This is a genomic window from Spirulina subsalsa PCC 9445 (assembly GCF_000314005.1).
In the GTDB taxonomy this organism is placed as follows: domain Bacteria; phylum Cyanobacteriota; class Cyanobacteriia; order Cyanobacteriales; family Spirulinaceae; genus Spirulina_A; species Spirulina_A subsalsa.
In genome coordinates this window covers 1-26,918 of the sequence record NZ_ALVR01000010.1, presented here as the reverse complement: position 1 = coordinate 26,918, position 26,918 = coordinate 1, and the positions used below count along the sequence as shown (strand labels likewise).

The 26,918-nt window shown below is 44.1% G+C and carries 21 protein-coding genes; 1 reads left to right on the top strand and 20 read right to left on the bottom strand.

Annotation, left to right across the window (positions count from 1 at the left end; all coding sequences use genetic code 11):
* Window positions 1-10 precede the first annotated feature (10 nt).
* Window positions 11-2,323 (top strand): O-antigen ligase family protein, encoded by a 2,313-nt coding sequence (locus SPI9445_RS0100105; RefSeq protein ID WP_017302675.1) that lies wholly within the window; start codon window positions 11-13, stop codon window positions 2,321-2,323.
* A 12-nt stretch (window positions 2,324-2,335) separates the two neighbouring features.
* Here SPI9445_RS0100105 and SPI9445_RS0100100 read toward each other — a convergent pair whose 3' ends face one another.
* The 20 genes from SPI9445_RS0100100 to SPI9445_RS23695 form a co-directional block, all read right to left on the bottom strand.
* Complete coding sequence (locus SPI9445_RS0100100; protein ID WP_017302674.1) at window positions 2,336-2,764, bottom strand: DUF29 family protein; 429 nt, start codon at window positions 2,762-2,764, stop codon at window positions 2,336-2,338.
* A 256-nt stretch (window positions 2,765-3,020) separates the two neighbouring features.
* On the bottom strand, window positions 3,021-3,986 hold the full coding sequence (locus SPI9445_RS0100095; protein WP_017302673.1) for an MraY family glycosyltransferase: 966 nt from the start codon (window positions 3,984-3,986) through the stop codon (window positions 3,021-3,023).
* Window positions 3,983-4,855: an SDR family oxidoreductase gene (locus SPI9445_RS0100090; RefSeq protein ID WP_026079421.1), complete on the bottom strand. Its 873-nt coding sequence runs from the start codon at window positions 4,853-4,855 to the stop codon at window positions 3,983-3,985. Before SPI9445_RS0100090 ends, SPI9445_RS0100095 begins: the two co-directional genes overlap by 4 nt.
* A 9-nt stretch (window positions 4,856-4,864) precedes the next feature.
* Window positions 4,865-6,115, bottom strand: a complete 1,251-nt coding sequence (locus tag SPI9445_RS0100085; RefSeq protein ID WP_017302671.1) for a glycosyltransferase family 4 protein — start codon at window positions 6,113-6,115, stop codon at window positions 4,865-4,867.
* A 15-nt stretch (window positions 6,116-6,130) separates the two neighbouring features.
* Window positions 6,131-8,188 carry a heparinase II/III family protein gene (locus SPI9445_RS0100080; protein ID WP_017302670.1) on the bottom strand — a complete coding sequence of 686 codons (2,058 nt, stop codon included), beginning with the start codon at window positions 8,186-8,188 and terminating at the stop codon, window positions 6,131-6,133.
* 51 nt (window positions 8,189-8,239) lie between these two features.
* Window positions 8,240-9,475, bottom strand: coding sequence for a UDP-N-acetyl-D-mannosamine dehydrogenase (gene wecC, locus SPI9445_RS0100075; protein ID WP_017302669.1), 1,236 nt, complete (start codon window positions 9,473-9,475; stop codon window positions 8,240-8,242).
* A gap of 21 nt (window positions 9,476-9,496) precedes the next feature.
* A complete protein-coding gene (locus tag SPI9445_RS0100070) occupies window positions 9,497-11,614 on the bottom strand; it encodes a bi-domain-containing oxidoreductase (protein ID WP_017302668.1) in 2,118 nt (705 codons plus the stop codon).
* A complete protein-coding gene (gene asnB, locus SPI9445_RS0100065; RefSeq protein WP_026079419.1) occupies window positions 11,611-13,623 on the bottom strand; it encodes an asparagine synthase (glutamine-hydrolyzing) in 2,013 nt (670 codons plus the stop codon). The genes SPI9445_RS0100070 and asnB (SPI9445_RS0100065) overlap by 4 nt, the downstream gene beginning before the upstream one ends.
* A 91-nt stretch (window positions 13,624-13,714) precedes the next feature.
* Window positions 13,715-15,016: a Vi polysaccharide biosynthesis UDP-N-acetylglucosamine C-6 dehydrogenase TviB gene (gene tviB, locus SPI9445_RS0100060; RefSeq protein WP_017302666.1), complete on the bottom strand. Its 1,302-nt coding sequence runs from the start codon at window positions 15,014-15,016 to the stop codon at window positions 13,715-13,717.
* Window positions 15,017-15,025: 9 nt separating this feature from the next.
* Window positions 15,026-16,033: an NAD-dependent epimerase gene (locus tag SPI9445_RS0100055; RefSeq protein ID WP_017302665.1), complete on the bottom strand. Its 1,008-nt coding sequence runs from the start codon at window positions 16,031-16,033 to the stop codon at window positions 15,026-15,028.
* Between the two features lie 96 nt (window positions 16,034-16,129).
* The gene (locus SPI9445_RS0100050; RefSeq protein ID WP_017302664.1) at window positions 16,130-17,335 is read right to left on the bottom strand and encodes a glycosyltransferase family 4 protein; all 1,206 of its coding nucleotides are present in this window, start codon (window positions 17,333-17,335) and stop codon (window positions 16,130-16,132) included.
* Window positions 17,319-18,323, bottom strand: coding sequence for a class I SAM-dependent methyltransferase (locus SPI9445_RS0100045; protein WP_017302663.1), 1,005 nt, complete (start codon window positions 18,321-18,323; stop codon window positions 17,319-17,321). The genes SPI9445_RS0100050 and SPI9445_RS0100045 overlap by 17 nt, the downstream gene beginning before the upstream one ends.
* A 34-nt stretch (window positions 18,324-18,357) precedes the next feature.
* Window positions 18,358-20,220, bottom strand: a complete 1,863-nt coding sequence (asnB, locus tag SPI9445_RS0100040) for an asparagine synthase (glutamine-hydrolyzing) (protein ID WP_017302662.1) — start codon at window positions 20,218-20,220, stop codon at window positions 18,358-18,360.
* 76 nt (window positions 20,221-20,296) lie between these two features.
* Complete coding sequence (locus SPI9445_RS0100035) at window positions 20,297-21,400, bottom strand: glycosyltransferase family 4 protein (RefSeq protein WP_017302661.1); 1,104 nt, start codon at window positions 21,398-21,400, stop codon at window positions 20,297-20,299.
* Entirely contained in the window at window positions 21,397-22,182 is a 786-nt protein-coding gene (locus tag SPI9445_RS0100030; protein ID WP_017302660.1) for an FkbM family methyltransferase, read from the bottom strand. Before SPI9445_RS0100030 ends, SPI9445_RS0100035 begins: the two co-directional genes overlap by 4 nt.
* Window positions 22,172-23,248 carry a CgeB family protein gene (locus SPI9445_RS0100025; RefSeq protein WP_017302659.1) on the bottom strand — a complete coding sequence of 359 codons (1,077 nt, stop codon included), beginning with the start codon at window positions 23,246-23,248 and terminating at the stop codon, window positions 22,172-22,174. The genes SPI9445_RS0100030 and SPI9445_RS0100025 overlap by 11 nt, the downstream gene beginning before the upstream one ends.
* Window positions 23,233-24,120 carry an alpha-1,2-fucosyltransferase gene (locus SPI9445_RS0100020; protein ID WP_017302658.1) on the bottom strand — a complete coding sequence of 296 codons (888 nt, stop codon included), beginning with the start codon at window positions 24,118-24,120 and terminating at the stop codon, window positions 23,233-23,235. The genes SPI9445_RS0100025 and SPI9445_RS0100020 overlap by 16 nt, the downstream gene beginning before the upstream one ends.
* Window positions 24,113-25,633, bottom strand: a complete 1,521-nt coding sequence (locus SPI9445_RS0100015; protein ID WP_164674426.1) for a hypothetical protein — start codon at window positions 25,631-25,633, stop codon at window positions 24,113-24,115. The genes SPI9445_RS0100020 and SPI9445_RS0100015 overlap by 8 nt, the downstream gene beginning before the upstream one ends.
* Window positions 25,634-25,641: 8 nt before the next feature.
* Complete coding sequence (locus SPI9445_RS0100010) at window positions 25,642-26,457, bottom strand: FkbM family methyltransferase (RefSeq protein WP_017302656.1); 816 nt, start codon at window positions 26,455-26,457, stop codon at window positions 25,642-25,644.
* The coding region (locus SPI9445_RS23695) for a DUF268 domain-containing protein (protein ID WP_164674425.1) at window positions 26,454-26,918 on the bottom strand (465 nt) is incomplete at its 5' end. The genes SPI9445_RS23695 and SPI9445_RS0100010, both read right to left, overlap by 4 nt.

Genomic DNA, 26,918 nt, shown 5'->3' with positions numbered 1-26,918 from the left:
CATTAATTGAATGATTAAGCTAAAACTTTTTCACTTCTTACCCGCTCTTGCTATTTTGCTGGGGAGTGTTGTTGGTGTTCATTTATTAGTTCCAGTTTATCCTGCTTTAACCTTACCCGCTATTCCAGATTTATTTGGTGTAGCTGTCTTTAGTGGAGTGTTAGCTTTTGTTTTTACCTATCAAAGACATTTACTGGTTTCTAAAATTCTTTTTTTGAAGCAGGAAATTATATTGCTAGGTTTAATTTGGTTGAATACTTTAGTGTTGATTGCTCCTCGGGCTATTATCTCTTTATTTAAAACACCTAATCAAGCTTGGATTCCTTGCCGAGAGATTCCTGGCTTTGCGACAAAAATAGAGTGTTTGCTACAAGCTTCTGTCGCTCAACATTATGGAATTAGGAACTTTTTTATTCTGCTTTGTGGCGTTACATTAGGAACTTTATCGTTTATCTTAGCTCGTACTGTCCGCCATGCTTGGAAGATTCAGTTAAGTGCTGTGGTTTTTGGAGCTTGTATTGTTGTTGTTACAGGTTTTGTTGGTCGATTTTTAGGGATTTCGCAGGTTTTGCCTAAAAGTTTGGTCTATAATCCTTACGGTTTGTCTTCTATGACACAGATCTTTGATAATCCTGGGCCTGTGTGGACTTATATTGCACCGGGTTTGGCTGTGGTTTTATGGTTAGCATTTTCTGACGCTAATTTAATTAGAAAGTTTATCTGGTCAGCTTTTTCTTGTCTTCTGATTGTCGGAATTTTTGCTACGACCCAACGCGGGGGATTTGTTTTATGTTTTGCTTACATAAGTATTTGTGGATTGTATAATTTTTTGAGAGGAATTAAGCAAAAAAACATTCCCATATTAATGTTTGGAGGATTGGTTGTTTCTATTCTGGGGGTTACTTTTTGGTCGTTGCTTAAAAATCCTCTATTGATCTATGAATTAACTCAATCTTGGGGGTATAATTGGAAACCCGCGAATATTTTTCTAGATCCTGCTCGTTTTAAATTAGTGACAGTCGCTTGGAAAATGTTCCAAGACTCTCCCCTATTTGGACATGGTTATGCAAGCTGGTATCAGCTTGTTTCTGAATATAGTCAATTTTATGATGTAACGGCTTACCATAGCACGCACAACTGGTTTGTACAGCTATTTGTAGAGTTTGGTGTTTTGCATACTCTCTTGATGTTAGGGTTAGTATTGACTACTTTTTTGACTGTTTTTTCTCTACAAAAGAACACTTATTCCAGTAGTAAAAAAGTAAATTTGTTGATTTTATTGAGTTTATTTAGCTTTTTGATCCCTTCTGTCTTAGGTAATCTAGATGATATTCGTCCAGTTTTTTATACTCAAACTATTCTATTTTCAACTGTCTCGGGTATTTCTGTAACTAATTTACCCAAAAAACAAAATAGTTTTTCTCCTAGTCAACCAATACTTAATCGATTAATTAAAAAAAGTAAATTCAATATATTTCCTAATCTTCTTTGGTGTTTGACTGGTTTATCATTGGTAGCAATTTTATTTTGTGCTTTGAGCTTTACAAAATATGGTTCAGCTTTTGATGCAGATATTTCTAATCGGACTGGGATAATATCTAGATGGTTAGGTCAGTCTGTAGAGTTGGCTGTTTTTAAGACACCTGAAGGCAAACCCTATTCTATCTCCCAACTAACTCCATTTAAAACACCAATGGCTATAGATATTAAAAAAGATAGGTCTTCTTTTGAAATAACAGTCAACCCAGATGAGCAAATATCTTTAGCTTTAGAGAATGGTAGACGTTGGATTCCTCGTAAGCACCCGATTGCTTTTTCTGAAGGGATGCCAGATACTTCACGCTGGATTAGTGCAATGGTCTATTATCCATTCCTACAATCTAATTTAGGAATTAGTTGGTCAAGGGGGATGTATTGGTGGGAGAATTTGGGGGGACGATTAGGGCGGTGGTGTACGGGGGATTGTTGGTTTTTGGTAAAAAGTTGTGGGGTGCAGAATCGCTTGGACTTTTCGATTCTCTCACCCAGACCGGATTTGACTCCAACACAGCCTTTATCTGTGAATCTCTCTACTTATAGTCTGCCTGTAGGGGGGGAGTTTTCTAGTTCAATGTTGAATGATTTGCCTCAACCTTTGATGCAAGAACAGCGACTGTTGAAGACACCGGAGGAAAGACAAACGGTGGAAGTGGTGGGAACTCCTGAGACAGCATGGTATTTGGTTCATGCTCAGACGGGTTCTATTTTTAATCCACAGGTTCAAGGCTTTTCAACGGATAATCGGGATTTAGGGGTTCTGATTGCTGAACCGGATTGTAGTTAGTTTTTGGAAGTGTCAATGATCAGGTGAAATTAAAGCGAGGGCTTGCTTTAAGATAGCTTCTTTGTTAACCAGTGTTTCTAGGGTTGTTGTCTCATAAATTCCTTCTGCAACTTCTAGGGAGGCGCGGTCTAAGGCCATTGGATAGGCGACTTCTAGGATTTCTTGGAGTTCTTCAACTGTTAGGTAGTATCCTCCGGCTTGGCGACGTTTGTTTTTTTCTTGGATTTCTCTGGTGCTGTTGCGGATGGAGACATCCCAGGAACGAGTGGTGCGATTTTCCGCTTGTTGTTTGATGAGGTGGATCAATAAGATAATGGCATAACTCCGAATATTGTTGATTTTGTCGTCTTTGCTCATTTCTTCGAGTTGTTCGACAATCATTAATGCACCAGCAATATCGCCGTGCAGTAGTCGTTCTTTGAGGGTGAGTAATTCTTCCATGATCTGCTGGCTTTGGGGTATGGCGTTTGAGGCTAGTTTAGCGCGATCGCCAATGATGAGTAGAGTTGAGTAGTATTTGAGTAGTGTTGAGTCAAATTAGGTGGATTTTAGGGGGTGAAGGAGTCAAGGAACATCACTCAAGTCTACTCAACTCTACTCAATATCCCGAGAAGCGGTAGCCAAAATAGCCGATTTTCAGGGTCAAAAATGACCCCTTCAATGGCGGTAGCAAGTTGTGATTTTGTCCGTACAAAATCTAGGATTTAGGGTCTGAGTTTTGGCTGTCGAGATAGATTTCTCCTGATGCGATCGCCCCTAACACAATTCCCCCACTCAAAAGACTTCCCCAACTGCCGAGGGTGCTGATCAGGAGGGCAATAAGGGCGGTGAGGAGGAGGTAGGCGATCGCCACTTTGCCATGACTCCAGCCGGATTGTTGGAGGCGTTGGTAGAGGTGGGTGCGGTGGGCTTGGAAGATGTTTTCTTTTTTGAGGAGGCGACGGATGAGGGTGTAGATGGCATCGCCGATGAGGGGGAAGGTGATGGGGAGGGCTGACCAGAGTTGGAGGGGGGTGGGACTATTCAGGAGAGCAATTCCAATACAAGCCCCCAAGACGGTACTTCCCACATCGCCCATGAAGATTTTGGCGGGGGACCAGTTCCAATAGAGGAAGCCGAGGAGGGCGGCGACAAGGAGCCACCAGTGGGGTTGCTGGAGGTAGAGGGCAAGGAAGGCGAGTTGGAGGGCGGTGAGGCTGGCAACGAGGCCGTCGAGGCCGTCCATGAAGTTGTAGAAGTTGATCAGGGCGGTGAAGGCGATGAGGGTGAGGGGGATGGCGATGATTAAGCTGGGGAGGGGTAAGGGGCCAAAATGCCAGATAGCTATGATGGCTGTGGCCAATTGGACGAGGTAGCGAATGGAAGCGGGGAGGTTGGTGCGGTCATCGATGAAGCCGATGAGGGCGAGGGGGGTGAGGATGAGCCAGAGGGGGAGGGGTTGAAGGGTTGGGGGGTTGGGGAATAGTTGTGTTGATGTAAAAGTCAACAAAAAAGCCACAATAAAGCTCAGGCCGCCGCCTCTGGGGGTGGGTTGGGTGTGGGAACTGCGATCGTTGGGGATGTCGAGGAGTTTTTGGCTTAAATATTCTTTGATTAGATAAGTAATCGAAAAGCTTATTAGACCACTTAGACCTATCCATACTAGATCAAAATTCGTATTCATTGTTTTAGGAGTTGAATTTCTTGGTGAATACCTTCGACAAAGGAACGAGGAGAATATCCAAAGTCTTGATGGGCTAGAGAATGGTCAAAGTTTTTATTTTCATTAAGTCTGAGAATTTGTTCTTCTGTAATAGGAAACTTTACCCCTAGGGACTGTATCTTTCTAATGAAAGACCTTGCTAGAGCGACTGGGATATGTAGCTTAATCGGTTTTTTCCCCAATGCTTTACTAGCCCCTTCAATGACTTGATTATAGGTTAAAGGTTCTTGCCCTGAAATGTTATACTCTTTTCGATAAGTTTGTGAACAGTCAATGACCTTAACAATAGCCCATGCCACATCTTCAACATGAACAGGTTGTTGAAGGAATTGTCCGTTACCAAAAATCGGAATTATTGGAAATTTATCTAAAAATTTTAAAAGACGAATCATATTCCGATCTTCTGGTGTTCCATAGATCATGGTGGGTCGGAGAATTGTATAATTTAACTGGCTCTCTTTAATTGCCTGCTCTGCGGCTAGTCGAATGGCTTTACTGGAAGCATTGAGATGAGTAAAAATTGCTGTTGTACTGATAAAAATTGCCCGTTCTATTCCAGACTCTTCACAAGCTTGAACAATCGTCGGTGCTGCCCCAAACCCAATGGATGCCACATTGATTAAGATTTTATACTTGGGTAGTGTCTTCTTGAGAGACTCTAAATCATTGAGGTCAGCCTCGGCACAATTTAGCCCTAAATCGAGTAATCTTTTTGAATTAGATGAAGGGCGAACTAGACAATCAAAGTTTATTTTTTGCTCAAGCAGTTTCTGGCAAACAAATTTTCCAGTAAAACCTGTAGCACCTGTTAGGAGTATTGATTGAGCCATTTAGTTATCTTAATTTCTTCCTTTATCTAAACAATTGATATCCTCTTGAATAATTGCGGCCAGTTTTTGACAAATAGTGGTTCTGGAATAAGTGGACTCAACTAAATGTTTAGCTCGTTCACCCATTGCCTGTCTGTCCTCTGGACAAGTTTTATAAAATGATAGGATTGCCTTGGCTAAATCTTGTGGATTTTCTGGCGGAACAGCCCAGCCTAATTGATGGCTTTTAACTTCTTGATTAACTGCACCTCCTACTGCGACAATAACAGGCTTTTCCGATGCGTAGTAATCATAAAGTTTATTCGGACTGACCCCATACTGAAAAAGAGAGATATTTTTCAAGGTGATAATGAATCCATCCGCAGCTTGTAGAAATTGTGGTATTTCTTGTTTAGGTAGGGGATTTCTAAATTCAAGACATTGAATGCCTTTAGCTTGCTCAATTAGCTCTTGTTTCTCCGGACCATCTCCCAGTAAGATCACCAAAATTTTGCCAGAATACTCATCATCTAGAATACGACAAGCCTCTACAATAGTTTCGAGAGCATTGGCTGTGCCATGCGCCCCCGTATACATCAGACAAGTTGAATCCGAAGGGATATTGTATTGTTGCTTGGCTTCTTCTGGTGTGATGTTATTCTGAAACTCTGTTAAATTAGGACCGTTGGGAAGCCAGTGAACGGTTGTTGCACCCCGTTTTTTGACATAATCAACTGTACCAGAGGCTAGGACGATAACGCGATCGCTCTTTTTGTATAACAACTGCTCAATCCAAGCTAGTCCTCTCACTAAAAGACTGGTTGGAGATTTTCCACCGAGTTCTATCAATACCTGTGGCCAAAGATCCCGAACTTCAAAATAAAAGTAAGCACCGTGAATTTTTGCCAGTAACCATGCTGTAAATGTTGCTAAAAGTTGAGGAGATGACCCTATGATTATGTCTGGTTTTCGTTTAGTGAGTCCAACGATAAATAAGGTAATACAGAAAGACAACATATTAACATATCGTTGCCAATTGTTGATTTTATAGGGAGTGGCATAGAGCCAATTCCATTGGAGCTTGTGATAATTTTCGCTGAAATAAAATTGAGCAAAATTTAGTTTTCTGTATTTCCGTTGAGTTAAATTATAATCTGATGCGAAAATTTCAACCTCATAGTCTTGACTGCTTAAAAATTGACCTAGCTCATATTGTCTAATGTGTCCAGGCACATCGGGAGTATTTGCAAATTGGTTAATAATCCATACTTTGGCTGGCATTGAATAAAGTGTGTTTTATAGTTTGGTAGGTTCAAAAACTAAACCTGATTGATTGATTTTCCAATTAAAGCTTGTTTGATTCAAATTTAACTGGAAGGAGGATGAAGTGTACTTCCATTCAACTTCAGGTAAGCTGTCTAGACTGATTAAGGTTAATAGAGCGTGGTAATGTTGATTCAATGGGGTGCTGATTTCTAAGCATCCCCTAGGAATGCGTTGACCAAATTCGGGAGCATACCAAGATGAACTGCTTTGGGAGTTACGCCACTGAATATCATTGGGTTGAACTGAGTTAAAGCTCTTAACGTGAAACTTGAAATGTTTAGATGAGTAATAATAAGTGTTTGCTAATGAATTTTTAATGGGATCTATCTCAGGGGCAAAGTGAAATCGGGTAATACTGTGTAAGTTCGATTGAGCAATTTTATTTGGATTGCTTTCAACAATGTCTAGAATAATAACATTTGTATGTTCAAGACCAATCCAACGGTGATGAATGGATTGAATGGGGGGGTGATCATATCCGTTGTGAGCGGCACTCATCCATTGTAGTTCATCGAAAAGTCCCGATTTTATATTCAAGGGTTTTGCTTTTCTCCCAACTCGGAAACTTCCCCAAACTTCCGATTGATTTTGTTCGCCAATTTCTACAGTGTTGTGAGCTTTTGTACTACGCTCATATTCTCGAATCAATCCGGCTTTATATTCACTTGTTCCGGTATCAACAATAATAGGTTGACCTTGGTAGTACAAGTCTAGAGTTAAACAATCTGCGTGAGCATGGGGAGGTAGTTCTAGAGGGCAAGGACTACCATAGTCAAATCCTAATTCAAGACCTTGAGGATTGCGTAGGATAGAATAGCCTGTGTCTGGTGCGTGATAACTTGATGAATGCTGTTTAGAGTCAGGATTGGTTTGATTTTTGGTTTGATTTTGAAGGATTAAATTAGGATTCTGGTTAAGGTTTTTAGTGTCAGAAGATTGAGAACAAGACTCTAGATTTTTGTTCAGTAAATGAAGATGTAATGGATTGCAAGAAGACAAGGAATCTGATGGAGGGATTGGAGAAGAAAAACTCAGAAGTTCTTGAATCCAGTTTTTCGTTTCATCTAGGGAGTACGTGATCTTGTATGCTGCATCGTTCCAGAGGGGGTAATTGCCATTGTGTAACCGGATTCCTTGGGCAAATTCGAGCATTTTTTTTAAGGAATCTAAAATGGAAGCAGGAATGGAGAGATTGGCACTGTATAAACAGGCGATTGATTCTCCCACTAGATTCATCACAATCAGGTGATACATCGGACTGCGCTCATAGTGTCCTCCGTCAGGTAATATTTGATGATTCAGTTGTTCAGCAAGTTCTTTTAGGGAGGTTTGAACGATTTTTTTTGCTTTTGGGTGATTGAAGTTTAAACCGCCAATGATTAAGGCTCTCAGGTTTTCTAGCAGGTGGTTTCCCCCTGCAAAATATTCTTTATTGTGGTAGAGGTAATTGATTTGTTTCCACAAAGATTCGAGAATTTCTGATGTTCTCAGTTGAGGGAAGGTGTGGATGGCATAAGTCCAATTCACAATGCGGAGTGAGGTTGTGTAGGGATGCCAACCATCGAAGGAATAAAACGGATTGTGAAGAATCCAGTCTGTCGTAACGGCATAAATTTCTAAAAAAGACTTTTCTGTAAGTTCAGGTTCTTGATAAGCCGTTACAATCCTATCTCTAATCCAGTCAAAGTAATGTAAGTTAAATTGCCAAAGTCTTGAGTATTCAGAGGTATTCCAAGTAATAGGTAGGGGTAAGGTACGAGTTTCGTTTAAAAAAGTGAGGGTAACAAAAGGACATTGAACTTTTGTTAAAAAGTCAGTGGTAACTGGTTCTTTTGCATTGATTTGAAGAGGGTTGAGATAGTTGATATGAAGGGGGGGTGTGGGTGAAATTCTGCCGAATGTACAGTAATGACGAACAGAGAGGGGAAGTTTAGGGAAAGAACGCCGCTTGATCTCAAATTTAATTCTGGCAGCAATTTGTTGGGGAGGAAGATCGCGGATAGTACGCCACCATAAACCTAGATTCATGGCATTTTTTTCGCAACTTGGAGGCTCATTAAAAAAGCCTCCATGGACTCTTTAATGGGTAGATTGGTCAGTGATTCCACAAAAATCTAGGTAAGGTTTTTGAATGGTTAATCTGTGAAATTCACGATGAGCGACTAAAAACACGAGCAAATCGGCTTTGTCTAGGGCTAAAGACCAGGGCATTAAGTCTAAGGTGGGGTGGGATTTTAAATTGGGTTCTACGGGTAGGATAGTGTAACCCAGGGCTTGAAGATTTTGGGTGATTTCTAGGGCAGGGGAGCCGCGTAGGTCGTCAACGTTTGGTTTAAAGGCTAATCCGAAGCAGCCGATGATGGGTTGGCGTTCGTGAACTGTTGCAAATTCTTGGGCCGCGGCAACAACTTGATCTACGACCCATTGGGGTTTATGGTTGTTAACCTGTCGTGCTGTCTGTAATAGGGGGGAGTGATCGGGGGCGGCGGAAGCGATAAACCAGGGATCTACGGCAATACAGTGACCCCCCACGCCACAACCGGGTTGTAAAATGTTGACGCGGGGGTGGTGATTGGCGAGGCGAATGAGTTCTCGCGCATCAACCCCAAGGTTAGGGCATAGCATGGAGAGTTCATTGGCAAAGGCGAGGTTGACATCTCGAAAGGCATTTTCGGTGAGTTTACAGAGTTCAGCAGTTCGGGCATCGGTGGTCAAAATTTGACCTTGGCAAAAACTCTGATAGAAAGCTTGGGCTGCTGTCGCTGCTTCTGTGGTCAAACCCCCTACCACTCGGTCATTATGGATGAGTTCATGGAGAATGTTTCCGGGTAAGACTCGTTCTGGGCAGTAGGCAAGATGAAGATGTTCGATGGGCGCTTTGGCTTGGGCGAGGGTTTGCGCGACTTGCTCGGTTGTGCCGACGGGTGAGGTGGATTCTAGGATGATGAGATTGCCGGGTTGTAGGATGGGGGCGATCGCCTCGGCCGCTGCAAGAACATAGTCAATATTGGGCTGGGGTAAGCCTTCTGTCGTCGGGTGAAAGGGGGTAGGCACACAGATGATAAAAATATCTGCGGCTGTGGGGGTGGTGCTGGCTTGGAGTTTTTGGGTTTGGACGGCGATCGCCACCACCTGATCAAGGTCGGGTTCAACGATGTGAATTAAACCCTGGTTGATGGTGTCTACCACATTGGGGTTGATATCAACGCCTAGGACTGAGTAGCCATGTTGGGTGAGGATCGCTGCTGTGGGTAAACCAATGTAGCCTAAACCGAGGATGCAGACGCGGGGCAAATTTTGATCAGGATTGACCATGAGTTAAAGTTTTATTGTGAATCAAGGTTCAGCCATCGCTAGAATAGCCTGACTGACTTCAATTAGTTCTTCTACGGGAATGGGGGTGGGTGTCCCTGTGGCGATCGCACTCACAAAAGCCGTGAGACAGGCTTTTTGTCCCTTATCCTGCCGCCATTGGTTCTGGTATTTAAATTGAGGCCACCCCCAGCCTTTGAGAGTGCGGTAATTATCTAACTGGAGAATGCGATCGCCACAGAACACCTCTAATCGTTCCTTGGGAAAAGACTTGGCACCATTGGCGAAATAGTGAATCGTGCCGATAGAGCCATCGGTAAAGGTCAGACTGAGGGTGACGGTATCTGGACAGGGTTTCGAGTCTGCTAGGGCTGTGCGGTGCCAACTTTGGATCGGTTGTCCAACCAGAAAACGCAGGAGATCAACAAAGTGGCAGGCTTCACCGATAATCCGTCCTCCACCCATTGCTGGATCTTGCGTCCAGTGGTCGGCTGGAATAGCCCCTGCATTGACGGTCATGATCAAGGCCTTGGGGGCAGTCACGGTTTGTAAAAGGCGGTGCATCTGTTGCACGAGGGGGGCAAAGCGGCGGTTAAAACCGACCATTAACTGGCAGGGCTGACCCTGACCCAAGGCCGCTTGGTAAGCCTGCTGAATTTGCTCTAGTTCGGTTTGATTCAGGGCTAAGGGTTTTTCCACAAAGACGTGCTTACCCGTAGCGAAGGCGCGACAAACTAACTCAGCATGGCTATCGTGGCGGGTGGCGATGACCACCGTGTTAATTGTGGAGTCGGTGAAAAGGGAATCTGATTCGGTTGTGACCTGTTGAAAGCCCAATTTGCGGCCATAGTGGGTGATATTGACCCCAGAGGTGGCGGCGAGGGTATGCAGTTGGGCTGAGGTTTGGGCCAAGGCGGGAAGAAGGATACGGCTGGCATAGTTCCCCGCGCCAATGCAGCCGACAATAACCTGAGCGGGGCTAGAGGGGGACTGCTCTGGGGCGGGTTTGAGGGAGACGGTTGAGTTAGGTTCGGTCGGGGTGGGGTAGTTGAGGACAATGCCAAGGTAGGGTTGATTGCCCGTGAGGACGGCGTAGGCTTGATCGGCTTGGTCTATGGGAAAACGATGGGAAATCAGTGGCTCTGTCTGGAGTTGACCACTGGCGAGGGTATCGAGTACCGCTTCAAAGTTCCGTTGCTCTGTCCAACGGACAAAGCCAATGGGGTAGTCTTGCCCCTTCTGCTCGTAGTTGGAGTCATAGCGACCGGGGCCATAGGAACAGGAGACTTGAAAGCTGAGTTCTTTTTCGTAGAAGTCGGCCCTCGACAGTTCTAGACCTGTGACTCCCACTAAAACAATGCGACCGCGCTTCCGGCACATCCGGGCGGCTTGGTGGACGGGTTCGCTGCTTTGGGTGGCGGCGGTGATCAGCACGCCATCAACTCCCGCCCCCCGTGAAAATTCACGGGCTAGGGCGATGGGGTCGCTTTGGCTGAGGTTAAGGGTGTCAATGCCCAGTTTTTGAGCAAGGGCTAATTTATCGGGGGCAAAGTCAAGGCCTAACACGCGGCAACCTTGGGCTTTGAGGAGTTGGGCGGTGAGAAGACCAATTAACCCTAAACCTGTGACAACAAAGCATTCCCCTAGGGTGGGTTGGGCAAGGCGAATGCCTTGTAAACCGATGGCGGCGACGACGGTAAAGACGGCTGCTTCATTGGTGACGGCTTGGGGAATTTTGGCGCAGAGGTTTTGGGGGACGCAAACGATTTCGGCATGGGGGCCGTTGGAGATGACGCGATCGCCCACCTGAAAGCTTGTTACGCCTGTTCCTACGCCGATGACTGTACCCACATTACAGTAGCCCAAGGGGAGAGGTTGGTCGAGTTTGCTCTGAACCGCATCGAGGGTGGTGAGGAGGCCATCGCTGCTGACTTTATCGAGGACTTGACGAACTTTATCCGGTTGTTGGCGGGCTTTGTCGAGCCAGTTGGCTTGGCTGAATTCTACTAGCATCCGCTCGGTTCCGGCGGAGACTAAAGAGTTATGGGTACGGATGAGGAGTTTACCGGGTTGGAGGGCGGGGGCGGGGATGTCCTGAATTTCAGTTTGACCAGTGGTGAGGGATTGGAGGATTTGTTTCATGGAGACTGGAAAGACTTGTATTTTGATTCTGTTTGATCCACAAATTGCCGACACCAAAGCTCAATACAAATCAAGGAAAGCAAAGTATAGCTAGCATCGATTGTTCCTTTGTCATTGTCAGCAATCAGTCGCTGTACAGCCGCAGGATCAAACAAGCCTCTATGTTTCAGGCTTTGTTCACTCAGCACATCAGCTAATAGTTCGCGCAATTCATGGCGCATCCAGCGTCGTAGAGGCGCACCAAAACCTGATTTAGGTCGATAGATAATATCTTGAGGTAAATAGGGTTCCATGGCTTTTTTCAGCACCCATTTCCCTTCACGACCGCGTTGTTTATATCGGGGGGGAATTTGGGCAGCAAATTCAACCAAGTCGAGGTCTAAGAACGGGACTCGCACCTCAACACCCACTGCCATTGACATTTTATCGGTGTAGGTGAGGTTGTGATCGGTGAGAAAAAAACGTTGTTCTAGGGCTAATAGTCGTTCCACTGGATGAGTCTCAGGGGGCAGTTCAGACAGGAAATCGAGCATAGGTTCTTCCGCTTGAGAATTGCCCAAGGCAGCCCGAAAGTCTGGGGTATAAAGGGCAATTAAATCTTTTCGATCAACCCAGCGAAAATAGTTCACCAGTCGGGCATCGCCTTCTAGGGCTGCACCGTGAAAAAGCTTGCGTAATCGCCGAGTGAGCGATCTCCGTTGATCTAAACCACCTGTCAAGCGTTCTAGCTGTACTCGGATAGATTGAGGGAGCCAAGTCCAATAACGTTCCATCATGAGGGCTTGGTGGCGACGATAACCAGTAAACAGGTCATCGCCTCCGGCCCCGGATAGTAGCACTTTGATGCCCTGTTCACGGGCGAGGCGACTGATGTACAGGACATTGAGCGGTGCTGGATCGGCGAGGGGTTCATCTAGTTGGGCTACCATTGCAGGAAGATCCTCTGCCATGCGTGCTGCATCGATTTGGACAACTTCTAGCGGCACGTTTAAATGTTCAGCAACCCGACGGGCGTAGGGGAGATCGTCGGTGATACCCTCTTCTTGAAGTCCTGTGACCTCAATCGTGAAACACTGGAGGCTTGGATTATGCTCTCGGGCAAAGGTGACGATACTGCTGGAGTCTAGTCCACCAGAGAGAAAAGCTCCCACGGGGACATCAGCGACCATTTGGCGGTGTACGGCCTGACGGAGGTGTTGCTCAGTGCCATGGATTGCTTCTGTTACCGTCAGTTGGGCTGGCGATCGCGGTCTTGTTTTATCTTCCCAGGGGTGAGGATGGAACGCGGGTAAACGATACCAAGTGAAGGGGGCGGCGATCGCGCCATTCTTTACCCACATTCCTTCACCTGTGCCGAGTTGGCGTATGGCTTGAGTGGGTGTACCTGCTCCTGGACACCAGAGGAAACTGAGATAGCGATCAATTGCAGGAGCATCTAAGTTTCCCAATGGGCTATCTGACAGGTTGTTTCCCCTCGGCAGCAAAGGCAGCAAAGCCTTGATTTCACTAGCGAATGCTAGACCCTCCTGCGTGGCACTGTAGTAGAGGGGCTTGACACCCAGAGCGTCCCGCACTAAAAGCAGTGCCTCATGATCAGCATCCCATATTGCAAAAGCAAAGATGCCATTGAGTCGCCGTAGCATCCCCTTCACCCCGTCAACAGACTCTCTCTGAGAGAGATAAAAGTTGAGCAACACCTCAGTATCTGAATGGCCTCGGAAGCTATAACCTTCTGTCTCCAGTTCTACTCGTAATTCCTGAAAATTGTAGATTTCTCCGTTGAACACCAGCACCACCCGACCATCCCCACTGGTCATGGGTTGATGTCCTAGGGGCGAGAGGTCAAGGATCGACAGTCGTGTGTGGACAAGACCCACCCCATGCTCATTATCCTCAAATACACCCGAATCATCCGGTCCACGGTGAACTAGGTTTGTCTTTGCGGAAAACAATGCGGCAGCCAAGGGTAAGTTATTGGATGTGAAGAAATAACCAGCTATACCACACATGAGTTCATGTAGGGAAGAATTACTCGCTGGATCTCCTCGACTAAACCAAAGTTAGAGTGGGCGATGAATTGGCGATTTTGGTTAAAACACATCACAGTCTGAGGTCAGCTTCTTCAGCATTCAGCAAATATTTGAGATCGTATAGAAGACCGTTAGGCTTGCAGAGGGCGCGGATATCTGTAGCACCCATTTCCTTGAACTCATTATGTGCAACTGCCAAGATGATAGCATCATAAATATTCTCATGCCTAGGATATTTTCCTGCACAAGAGGGGAGTGAAGCTAGAAGAGTAAGGCCGTATTCACGCCACGACTCTTCATGAGAAGCCCATGGATCATAAACATCGACGTTACAGTTATAGGCTTTTAACTCCGTGATTATATCAACTACTCGGATGTTGCGTAAGTCAGGGCAGTTTTCTTTAAAGGTAAGACCCATAACTAAAACCCTAGCTCCACTAACTTGAAGCTCTCTTTGAGTCATTGCTTTGATCAGCTGCCCGACCACATAACTACCCATGTTGTCATTGAGACGACGACCGGCCAATATAATTTCTGGGTGGTAGCCAATGGACTGGGCTTTATGGGTCAGGTAATATGGATCCACGCCAATGCAGTGACCACCTACCAGTCCAGGGCGGAAAGGCAGAAAGTTCCATTTACTCCCAGCAGCGTTTAGTACCGATTCAGTGTCGATCCCTAGTTTGTTAAAAATTAGGGCTAATTCGTTGATTAGTGCAATGTTGAGATCGCGTTGGGTATTTTCGATCACCTTGGCGGCCTCAGCCACTTTGATGCTTTCTGCTTTATGCGTGCCTGCTGTAATGATTTCGTTGTAGAGAGCGTCGATGAGATCGGCGATATCGGGCGTGGATCCAGACGTGACCTTCTTGATGGTGGTGAGGCGGTGTGTTTTATCCCCTGGGTTGATACGCTCAGGAGAGTAACCACAGAAAAAGTCTTGGTTGAATATTAAGCCTGAGTATTTTTCGAGGACGGGTACACAGTCTTCTTCGGTACAGCCTGGATAGACGGTCGATTCATAAATAACAATATTTCCTTGCTCCAGCACCCTACCCACTGTTTCGCTTGCTTTGAGGAGGGGTGTAATATCTGGGCGTTTGTATTGGTCAATCGGTGTTGGGACTGTAATGATGTAACAGTTACAACCTCGCAAATCATCAGGATTTGTGGTGTAGCTGAGATAAGTAGCGGATTTGAGTTCGTCTGGGGTGGTTTCCAATGTAATATCATCACCAGATTTAAGTTGCTGGATACGGCTTTGATTGATGTCAAAACCCACTACCAAACGTCTACGCCCAAATTCAACAGCTAAAGGAAGACCCACATAACCTAAACCAATGATGCCTAGCCGAATGTCTGATAATATCATTGGATTACTTTAAATCTTGAAATAGTCTCGATACCAGGCCACAAAATTAGCAATACCGTCTTCAATTGGTGTAGATGGTTGGTAGTTGAACTGTTCCACTAAATCTTGCACATCTGCATAGGTGTCGGGTACGTCACCTGGTTGTAAGGGCAGAAGTTCCATTTTTGCTTGTCTACCTAAAGCATTTTCTAAAGCCGTGATGTAGTGCATCAACTCTACTGGGTTGTTATTCCCAATATTGTAAACCCGCCATGGAGCTTTGCTTGTACCTGGATCCGGCTGTGACCCGTTCCAATGGGAATTACTTGAAGCTGGACAATCTAGCACTCGTATGATTCCCTCAACGAGGTCATCAATGTAGGTGAAGTCGCGTCGGTGTTTCCCGTAATTAAACACTTGAATGGGTTCACCTGCTAGGATAGCTTTGGTGAACTTGAATAAGGCCATATCTGGTCTGCCCCATGGGCCATAGACCGTGAAAAAACGTAGACCCGTGGTGGGCAATTGGTAGAGATGGCTATAGGTGTGAGCCATTAACTCATTGGCTTTTTTGGTTGCGGCATAAAAACTGAGAGGATGATCTACGTTCTGATGAATAGAGAAGGGCATCGCTGTGTTTGCACCATAGACACTAGAGGTGCTGGCATAGACCAGATGCTCTACGTGGTGGTGGCGACAGCCCTCAAGGACATGGGTAAAGCCAACGATATTGCTTTCTACATAAGCTAGGGGATTTTCGATTGAGTACCGCACGCCTGCCTGAGCAGCCAAATTGACTACCCTTTGAGGCTGATGTTCGCGGAAACAGGTCTTGATGGCTTCTTGATTGGACAAATCAATGCGGAGATGGGTATAAGCGGGGTGTTGAGCGAAGCGGCGGAGTCTAGCTTCTTTAATGGTTGGATCGTAGTAATCGTTATGGTTATCGATCCCAACTACTGTATCACCTCTATCCAGTAGTTGTAAGACTAAGGCAGATCCGATAAACCCAGCAGATCCGGTAACTAAAACTTTCATCAAAATCTCCTTGTGAAAACCTCTACCTTGTGTTTTTTGGGGTGGAGGATGTCGACTTAGTAATTAATCAGTAATCAATAATGAATGTCGATTTATTTATCTCCTGTTTTGGTTCTCCTTTTGGGCGTATTTCTGATGAACATCAGTCAGAAATGCAAAGGTTGTGTCCGCACAACGCGCCCATGTGTATTGTTGGGAAGCCGTAAAACTGGAATTTGACAGAACAGTTCGCAAATGGGGGGATTCAATGAGCTTAAGTAAGGCATTTGCAATATCGTGGGGATCTTCTGGATCAAAATAGACTCCTGCATTACCTAAAATTTCCGGCATCGGTCTGCGGTTTGATGATGCAACAGGTAATCCAGTTGCCATCATTTCTAGCAGAATGTTAGGCATATTTTCGCAACTGGATGCGAAGATCCCTAGATCAGCTTGCTGGTATACTTCGTGCAATTGGTCAAAGGGTACTCCCCCCTTATAGTGTACCCAGCGTGTTTCAGGGTCGTACCTTTGAATAGTAGTCTTAAGGCGCTTCAGTGCTGGTGGATATGCTGATCCAATAAGTTCTAATACAACATTCCATCCTGTCCATTGGCGAAGCTTGGCGACTCCCTCCACAATATGCCATTGGTGTTTGTATTGATCAATAATTGAGACGTAGAGAATCCGGAAGGGTTGATCAGTAGTGTAGGTATCAATAGGTTTTTGTGTCTGGGGAGGTCGAGAAAAACGGTTGCTGCACCCATGTGGAATGATAATGGTGTTTTGCAAAAGTCCCGTTATTTGTTCGACAGTAGATTTGCCATACTCAGTCAAGAAAATTACACCGTCTGCCGAGCGATAGGTCTGTGATTGGGTGAGGCGAAGAAGCATTAATCTTGCTGTCGTTAGCGACCAACGGTAACGCCACAATTCTTGCCACTCAAAAGGGAGTATGTTACGGCTCATCGTTACCACTGGATGAAAATTCCCAGAATAACTCCCTCCTGGTACAAATAGTACATCACAGCCAGTCTGATGCGCTGCATCTGAGAGATGAAATTTTTGCCATAGGGTGCGTTTTAGAAAGCCGCTTTCTTGAGCCGGTGGATTAACTTTTTCAAGCCAAGGGGTGTTATCCAGGAGGGCAAGTGTTGACTGACTACCCCATACGACCACCTTTGAAACTTGATGTATTTGGGGATTTGCAGCACGAAGAAGTTCAATTAAATGGGTACGACCACCCCCTTGGCGTAAATTAGTTGCATCGATTCCAACAACTAATTTCTTGTTTTCTGTAACGACCTCAAAATTTGCGTCCACGACCCACCAGATGTCCAGCTTTCAACACCTCAATGTCTTTTAATCCTGCCTGTTCTAGCCACAGCCTTACGGTTGAAGCAGTTTGGGGATTGTCATAGATGGGCGAGAGCCAGTCGAAGGTGTCAAGCAATGCCCATTCTTGCAATTGGGTTTCTGTCAGAGGCAAGATCCCTTCGTAGTTTGCCACTGGTATTAGTCGCTTCAACAAGTTACCAGTTAAGGGAATGTGCCCTAATGTTCGGCTGATTGGTAACAGAACAGTTACAGCATTTCTGACTAGGGAAAACAAACGTTCCTTATCCATCTGTTTAGTTAACGGACGTAACCAATATTTTGGTAATAGCTGGCTTTTTAAAGACTTCTCATAGTAATCCACACAAATTTGTCCCTCCTCTGCTAATAAGGGGGGCAAGGCAGCGAAAGCCTTACTAACATCTGGTGTATGTTGCAGGACACCCAATGAGTAAACAAAGGTAAAAGATTCAGGAGCAAAGGGCAGTGCGTATATATCGCCTTGCACTACATGTAAGTTGGGATAGTGTTTCAGGTTAGCGTAACAAGCATCGACTGCACTGGAATAGTCTAGGGCTACGACTTGTGCACCAGTACCCAGAGCAATTTCTGCAAACCTCCCAGATCCGCAACCTACATCTAGAACCCAGCACTTCTTCATTTCATCAGAATTCCAGTTGGTAGCCTTCCAGAACCGCTTGGCAGAAATCGGATGTCCCGAGTGGCTATCAAGTTGTGTTTTAGCGAAGTGATTCCACTGCATACCGAAGTTATCGGCATAGTTTGATTCAGGTACAAAACGAGGAATGCTGTTACGAATTGGGTAACGATGCTGTCCATCTTCACTGACTAGCCACCCTTCCTTGATTTCCCTTGAAGACTCTAGATCGGGAGTTGTGATTGTATCCGATGTTTCCAGCACAAGGATTTGACCACTTTGTGGACAGCGTAAATATCGTAAAAGTTCTGGTTTCATTTAGTTGTATTCTTAGTCAATCATTATCCAAAGATTAAAGACTTGTGTTGTAAGTTTTTCTCCAAAGCTCAAATTGAACTAAGGCAAATAACCGCTCGCCGTTGCTTCGCCCCTGATCTTGTCCTTTCAAGAGATTTTGAACTGTTTTTTTATCAAACAGGCAGTCTGGACTTGATAAGGTATCCCAAAACAGTTCTCGAAATAGTCCGGACTTCAACCACTCAGCCATTGGTATCGAAAACCCTTGTTTGCGCTGCTTGTCAAACTCTGGTGGTAACACCCGATTTGTGAGGTGTTTGAGGAGAATCTTCTTATCGCTGATTGTAGCTTTCAAGTGCGAGGGGACTTTGCCAAAGGCGAACTCGATCAATCGGTAATCAAGGAATGGTGCCCGTACCTCTAGGGAATTAAGCATACTAGCTCGGTCTACTTTGACCAGTATATCCTCGGCGAGGTAGTTATGAAAATCCATGCGTGTAGCCCTTTGCAGCAGATCGGTCTCCCCAGGGATACGTGCTTCACGGATAGACTCGGCTACAAAGGTAGCCTCTCCATAACTACGCAGAAGGTTGCGGCGCGTGGTGCGATCGAAGTAGCTAGCAATTAGCGGCAGGCTGGAGTTAATATCTACATCTAGCCCTTGTAGGTAGTTTCGACCCTTCACTCCCACGGGGAGCAGTTTCTCGGCCATGTGGGCAGTGTTCCGTCGTACAAAGTACGGAAGGTGAGCTAGTTTATCCTGCATCCACAACAGACGGCTATAATGCTCATAGCCGCCAAATAGTTCGTCTCCACCATCTCCCCCCAGTGCTACAGTACAATGTTGGCGGACTAAATGACTGACTAGCCAGGTTGGGAACATAGAAGAATCTACCATAGGCTCGTCAAACTGGTGGGCTAGAACGGGTAACAGATCAGCCGTGGTTGGTTCGGCTACCAGTTCAGTGTGTTCCGTGTTGAAATACTGAGCGATTAATCGGGCGTGGGAGCTTTCGTCCAGCTTGCCGTGACCAGGAAAGCTGATACTAAAGGTACGCACCTGACTCGATTGGCGCACTGCCATGGCGGTTATCAGGCTAGAATCGACCCCTCCACTGAGTAGAATGCCTACTGGGACATCCGCCATTAGTTGTCGTCCGACAGCATCTTCTAGGAGGGTTTCTAGTTCATCGACAAGTCGGACTGGATCAATGGTTGAGGCATCAGGATCTAGTTCTGGTAACTGCCAGTAGCACCAGATGTTAATGTTACCTTGATGGAGATCGAAGGTCATTGCATGGGCTGGCGGCAGTTTGCGGTAGCCCTGTAGGATGCAGCGATCACCTGGTACAAAGCCCATAGCTAGATAACAATCTAGGGCTTCGGGGTCAATACGCCGGGGTAGCGATGGGTGGGCGAGTAGTGCCTTTAGCTCCGAGGCGAAATAAAGTGTGTCACCTTCTAGCCGATAGAAGAGGGGTTTTTCTCCTGCGCGATCGCGAGCGAGAAAAATCCGCTCTTTACGAGCATCGTAAAGAGCGAAGGCGAACATCCCATTAAGCCTTGTGAGACAATCTGTATCCCATTCTGCATAGGCAGCCAACAGTACCTCAGTGTCGCTCTGAGAGCAGAAACGATGTCTCCTTTGCTCTAGATATTGCCGCAGTTCAGTGAAATTGTAGATTTCACCATTAAAAACAATAGAGAGTCCCTGTTGAGCCAAGTGCATAGGCTGATGACCCAAAGGAGACAGGTCAAGAATGGACAAACGTCGGTGTGCTAGACCCACCCGTTCATCATTTGACCACCACTCACCAGCATCGTCTGGACCACGGTGGGTCAGAGCGTCACGAGCAATAGTGAGCCAAGTGTGCTTGGGTTGGCGACTGGAGGAAGCAATGCCGATTAGACCACACATAAACTATTAATATAAAAGCTAATGTATATCTTTCTTTCTCTATAGTTTTTAAACATTAGGCTAACTTTTAATCCTATTAACTAAAAAGTTCTTCAATTATTTTCAAGCCACGCTCAACAGGCCAACACTCTGCTGTAACTCTAGCTTGATGACTTAACTCTGTTAATAAAGCCGGGTTATCGATGATAAATTCAATTTGTTCTGCTAACTGTAGCCAATTTCCAGCCTCATGAATAAATCCATTTTTTCCAGATTCAATCCTATCGATAACTGAACCACATACATCCGAACCCATAACAACCAAGCTTGCAGCCATAGCTTCTAAAACAGCATTGGGAAACGGATCATGGACGGGAGAAGGATGAATCAATACGTGACAACGAAGATACTGATTGCGTAAGTCAGTAGGCTCTAGCCATCCAGTAAAGGTTACACAGTTAGTTATTTCTAAATCACTTGCCAGTTTTTTGATGGCATTTTCATCTGATCCGCTACCCACTAAAATATATTCCCATTTTTGACACTTTCCCTGCATTGCTTTAGCCAAAGCTCGCAAAGCTAAATCATGTCCTTTAATCTGATTAATTAACCTCCCTGAGCTAATGAATCGGATGACATCTTTAGATGTTTGAACGTTCTTAATATTGTTGAAAGCCTTTAAATCGACCCAGAACGGAAAAACTTTAATTAGGTCTTCAGGGACTCCCATTTGCTTTAGAGCAAGTGTTCCTGGCACGCCAGTTCCCCATACCTGTAGAGCATGGGAAAAAACCCACTTTAACCAAGTTTCTCTTAGGAAGGATTGGATAGAAGGTCTAAATTTCTGAAGATCGGGGGTATCCGTCCAAATCACATATTGGCGATTGAGAATATTTAATAAAGAAAGTAAAATAATAGTAGTAGGATGATCCCATCCAGCAATTACAAAAACTGCCGTAGGTTCTAGAAAGGGCAGCATGATACTTGCCCAATCGATCCCTAACCAAGTTGAATAATAAAAAGCTGAATATTTTCTTGCAAGCTCTGAAATCCACGGATGAGACGAGAGAAGTTTAAATCTATAGTGAACTATCAGATTACAGATGTTTGATACATCTATTGTCTCAAAAAGAAAATCATTATAAGGAGTGGGTTGAACAGCAAACCAGTGAACTTTTTTAAAAGAATATCTACTAATCATATCATGATTTTTGATTTTTCAAAAAAAACAACACTTCCACGTTGTTTTGATAGTGCAAATCCACGTGTACTAATTAATTGAATTAAATCATTAACTGACATGAAAACACCACTGACTAGCGATCTTCCTTCATGTAATTCGGCAATGATTAAATCACATTGTTTAAGCACTTCAGTTTCATAGAGAAAGAGGTCAATTTCTGCACCTTCAATGTCCATTACTAAAGCATATTTTTTAAAATTAAAATTTTTAACGATTTGACTAAGAGTGGTTGACTTGATTGCCTGTTTTTGTTCGGTTATTTGGGTAGTAGAAGAAGTTGTAGTTTGATCACCAAGAAAAAAGTCGATCTCATCTTTCCCTCTGTAATCAATTGCCGCATTGACTATGTTGTATGTAAGCAAGTGTTTCGCATTGAGTTGGAGATTAGATTCAATGCTATCTAAAAGTTTTGGATTAGCTTCAACACATACTAATCGATGGTTATCAGTAATCTGTGTAGCTATATGAGAAGATAAAATTCCAAGACTTGAACCAAGCTCAATAACATCAATATTATACGGAAGGTATTGTTTTATGAATTTTATTTCTGCACTTTCATAAATTCTAAAAAAGATAGATGCTTTGATTTTAGAAGAAGCCCATTGAATGTTAACTGGCAAGTTATGAGATGGAATATTATCCCTAAATATATTACCTATTATCCATCCTATTAAATCAGAGGTTATGAAACTTGCAATCAAGTTTTTAGCTTTAGTGAATCGAATGGGTTCAGCAACCATCTTTCTGTTTTTTATGAATTACATTCAAGAACTCTTTTACTCTAGAGTAAACATCATGACCATCAGCCCATACACGTTTTTGACCAGCCCAAGCAATCTGATGGCGGATTTTAGGATTATCAAGCAGCCATTGCACTTTGCTAAGTAATTCTTCATCAGAGGAAAAAAAACAGGCTTCTTTGTCTTCTTGGAAGAGCCGACGCAAGTCATCGGTGCGTTCAGCTAGCATTAGTTGACCACAAGCCGGAATCTCAAAACATCGCCGAGTATAGGTATCACGGTTTAGCTTTGACAAGAATGCTAAACATATTTTAGCCCCACAAAGAGCTTTGGTATAGTTATCACCTAAAGCTGGATAAATCGATCCATTTTTTTTGTAATATTCTTGGGGTAAAGCTCTACCCCAATTAGATCCACTCCATATTTTTACCTGTATTCCAGACTTGATTAACTTGTAAATACTATATTCTCTACCATCAGGCTCATAATGACCAACAAAGACCACATCGGTAGCAAATTGCTCATATTCTGTTTTCGTTAGAGTAACGGGTTGATCTTGCCAGGGCAAAAAATATGGCATGAGTAATTCTGTGTGGCGTGCTCCATAGGCACGCGCTTCATCACAATTGACTGATCGGTAAAAAAAATTAAAATCAAAGTAGGGTAAACACTTTAGATAGTGTGACCAAAGCCAGTGGTAATGCCAAGGAAACTTAGCACTTGCTCGTTGAGAAAATGGGTCATCATTGTTGTAAGAAATAGTGGATATACCTAAGTTTTGAATTTTTTTTAAGGTGCCTGGTAAAATATGAGTAGGACGCCAGAATAATACTGAGTCCGGAGATTTTATTGTAATTTCGTTAGTCAAGCATTGATTAAGTTGACTTAATGCTGGTCCACGTAAAGGGAGTTTTAACTGATAATGACCCAACAAGCCATTAAAAAAATGACTTGTTGAGAAAGGAATAACTTCTACTCCATATTTTTTTAATCCCTTAGCAAAAGCGTCCTCATATTGAAGCCATTGCCAAGCTCCAACTATCATGATTTTCACAACTTTATCCACTGCTTTGGTAACAAGCCTTTAAACCCCCACCAACTTACACCTTCTCGTTTCTCAAATCCTGGAGCGATCACCTGTTTTTTTTGATTTTCTGCTAGCCATGCCCCCCACCAACTAAATGTGCTGTTGGCAATAATAAAATGCTGACACTGAGTCATTAGCCACAGGTCAGCGTAAGCCAATTTGTTGCCACGGTTGTGGTTTACCAGTGTCACACGCTCATCCGGAAGGGGAATACGTGATTTTGCTGCTTCAGGTTGATCTGAAAACAAGTAGTAATGGGCACCTGGGACAAAGGTTTCCATCGCCTCTACCGCACGGTGGTAGTAATCGCTAGGGGCATTATTCATGGTGTCTGCATTTGGCTGGTCAAAAAAGCGGATATGTACAGCAACAGAAGTGTGTTGGTGAATATGTTGTACTATGGCGAGGTTGGTTGGATCGGTAGGTGGCTGAATTTGTAAATCCTGACGAATCGTTGCTTCGATATCCTTGAAATAATCTTCGCTTTGCCAATAGCCTTCCAGATGCACTGTGCCACGTGGCTTAAACTCGATTAGTCGCGGATCAAAGTCAATGCTTTCTTGTATTACATAGCGGCGTTGCTCAAATGGCAATCGCTGGTTCAATTGGCGTTTCAGATAACGCCTTACTCTAGAAAAAGGTTCAAAACGTTCTGCTGGAGTTGCTTTGCGGCAAGGAATATGAAAGTGGTCAAGTTGATAGTGCTGACGATATTGTAAGTCATGTACGAAACCACTGACACTATCTAAAACCAGTTCTGCATTATTGATCAGTTCCAACCGACGAGCTGCTGCATAAATAAATATCTGGTTGCCAATGCCACCACGGATACGGGCAATAATCTTAGCCACTTACTTTATACTTGGCATTAATGAGAATATCTGTCACAGTGCCGAATGGTTTACGACTCAATCCCAATGAAATTCTATATACAAAAGAAAATATTACCCACAGGATAATAGCATTAATACCATATTTTTCTCCGTACCAAAGCCAATGTGGGGAAGCCATCACAATGGTTGCCAGCAGGCTTAGATTAATGACAGAAATCTTTCGTATCGCGAAACTTTCATAGCGGACAAAAATATATGACCAGAGTGCAGTAATCAGGAAAACCCCCACCATGCGAAAATTCATGAAAGGTACTACAGATGCGTGGGTTCCACCAATTCCATAGCGCATCTCCCAAGCGGGACCAGCGAAACTATCAATAGGTCGCACGTAGCCAAATGCATCAGCAAGAAAACCTGGGGGCAAGGAAAGGAAAAAATTTAGATAATCTTTCCCCCATTTGAGCGGTAATAGGTTGTTGATGTGATCTCCAGCTACACTCAAAGGAGTGAGCAATACCGCTGACCAAGTTCCGTGAACTAGGCTAGAGAATCCAAAGTTATCGGAAGTAAATATTTGCCCTATGGTATCAGTGGCAAGCCCTAAATCTGCTCCGGTCAAGCTATGACGTACGCTACCTACGATCATGCTTACAAAAACTAGGACAAAAACCCAAAAAACTAATTTAAGCCAAGGTACTTTTATATTGACTTTCCGCTGGGTGAAAGCCGAAGCCCAGTAAAAATAAACAATCGCCAAAGCAAATACCCAAGATACTGACTCCCGATCGCCACGAAGCAACTGTAGAAAAACTACCACGAGAGCAATAGAACTCCAAATGATTTTTCGTTTTATGGCTTTGCGAATAGGGTTTCTGTCGAGTAGACTATCACAGAAAGCAAAGGTTAGAATAACATAGGACATCATCCAAGCTGAACTGAAATTTATTCCACCAAGGAGAGAATCAGATGTCGCATATGTCGCAGTAAAAATGGTTTCCTGTGGAGCACTGAGCCAGGATAAACCTACGCCAATGAACACCCAAGTCAGCCAAATAGGCGTTGCAAGACTACGAAATAAACGCAGGCTTCCATCAGAGTTCAATCCAGTATCTCTAATCAATCTGCTCCTAAGAAGGGAAACACCAAAAGCCATTCCCAATCCCCCTACTGCACCTAACATTGCTGTTAGTTCAATAATTGAACTATCGATCATGTATGAGTTAACAGCCAGACCCCACAAGATTAAAGGTTTGCTATTGAAGTCAAACCATAGATAAGGTGGAATATGGATAAAAGGAAGTAAGTAAACTAGCAGTAATACGAGCATCAACATACCCAGACGCTTGGTTTTGAATTGGCGGATAAAATAAAGTATTACCAAGGTCATTGAAGCGATGGAAATCTCAATAGGAAAGTAGATGTCTATATGAAAAGAAACGATGGAAAAGATACCCAGCACTAAAAATGCGGATGAGGTTGCACTGAATCGGTTTCGAGATGCTTTCCTGGGTGATTGGTGTATAACAGTCATTTAATGTCTTACTGAAATAAAAAATTGTGAGATGGCAGTTTTGATTCTCCTTTCGCCGCCCTACGCAACATTTGCATATCAACTACCATTTGTTCTAAATCGGCAGTTTTTGCAGTATATCCATACTTGAAAAAAAGTTCAAAAGTTGGAATTAAATGGGGATTAACTTTAATACCTTTTGGTTGATGTGAAGTCGATCCAATCTCAATCATCCAAATCGGCTTGGGCTTATTTTGCAATGTAGTTAATGCGCCTTGAAGCATTGCGTACTCTGCACCCTCAACATCTGCTAGAATCAGCGCTTGTTTACCCTGTAAGGAAGTGCAAAGAATCCGATCAAGTGTCATCACTGGCACCTGAGTAACATAAGATTCCGGTATGCTAGCCCAACCTTTAATAAGGGATGCACCAGTCCCCCCTCCCCAGATTTTCAGGATGTCGGACTGAGACCCAAGTGCTACGGGAAAGATTTCGACCTGCTTTGCCCAACCATTTTCCACAATATTACGCATTAAATAATGTAGATTGCGGGTGATGGGCTCTACTGCTATGACAGGCTTGCCCAGACTGAGAGCATGGCAACAGTAGTAGCCGACATTAGCACCTATATTCACCAGGATGTCAACATCTTGTAGTAAATTCCGAACTAGACCAGTTTCGTTTGGTTCAAAAGTACCTATAGCCATTTCTTCATGACCAGCAAACTTGAAGCCCCAAGGAGTGTCTTTAGCAGGCTGATTGCGATCTAATTGATCTCGGCTGTTCCGATAAAACTGGGCAAGTTTGGGGAACTGTTCGACAAGGGAAAGTATAAATTTTTTCATAGAGATGGCTGTTCACCAGATGATAAGCCAATGGACTTTGAGTTTGCTATCTTTGTAAAAGTAAAAATACCCAAATTGTAGGATTGCTGTGCTAACACATCAAGTGTCGCTTCATCAAATCTGGAAATTTCTACACCAAGGGATGGACGAAAAATTGTTAGTGAATTTAATTCCAAACCAAATTTCTTGGCTGAATTCAAAATTGTTCTTGGATCAAACACCCAGTTGGCGTTGAACTCTACCCGTTCTTTGCCAATGGGTGTGGATAGATATAACTTGCCACCTATCCTCAATAGCCTTGCCATATTCTGCATCCCCTTGATATATCCGTGAGGATTGATTGGGTCTCCGTAGCGACCAAGCCCAAAATGCTCCAGTGTATGTAAACAGGAAAGTGAATCACAGTATTCGTCTCCTACAGCAGTGTTTTGTAGGGACGCAGCATCCATCAAATCCACCTG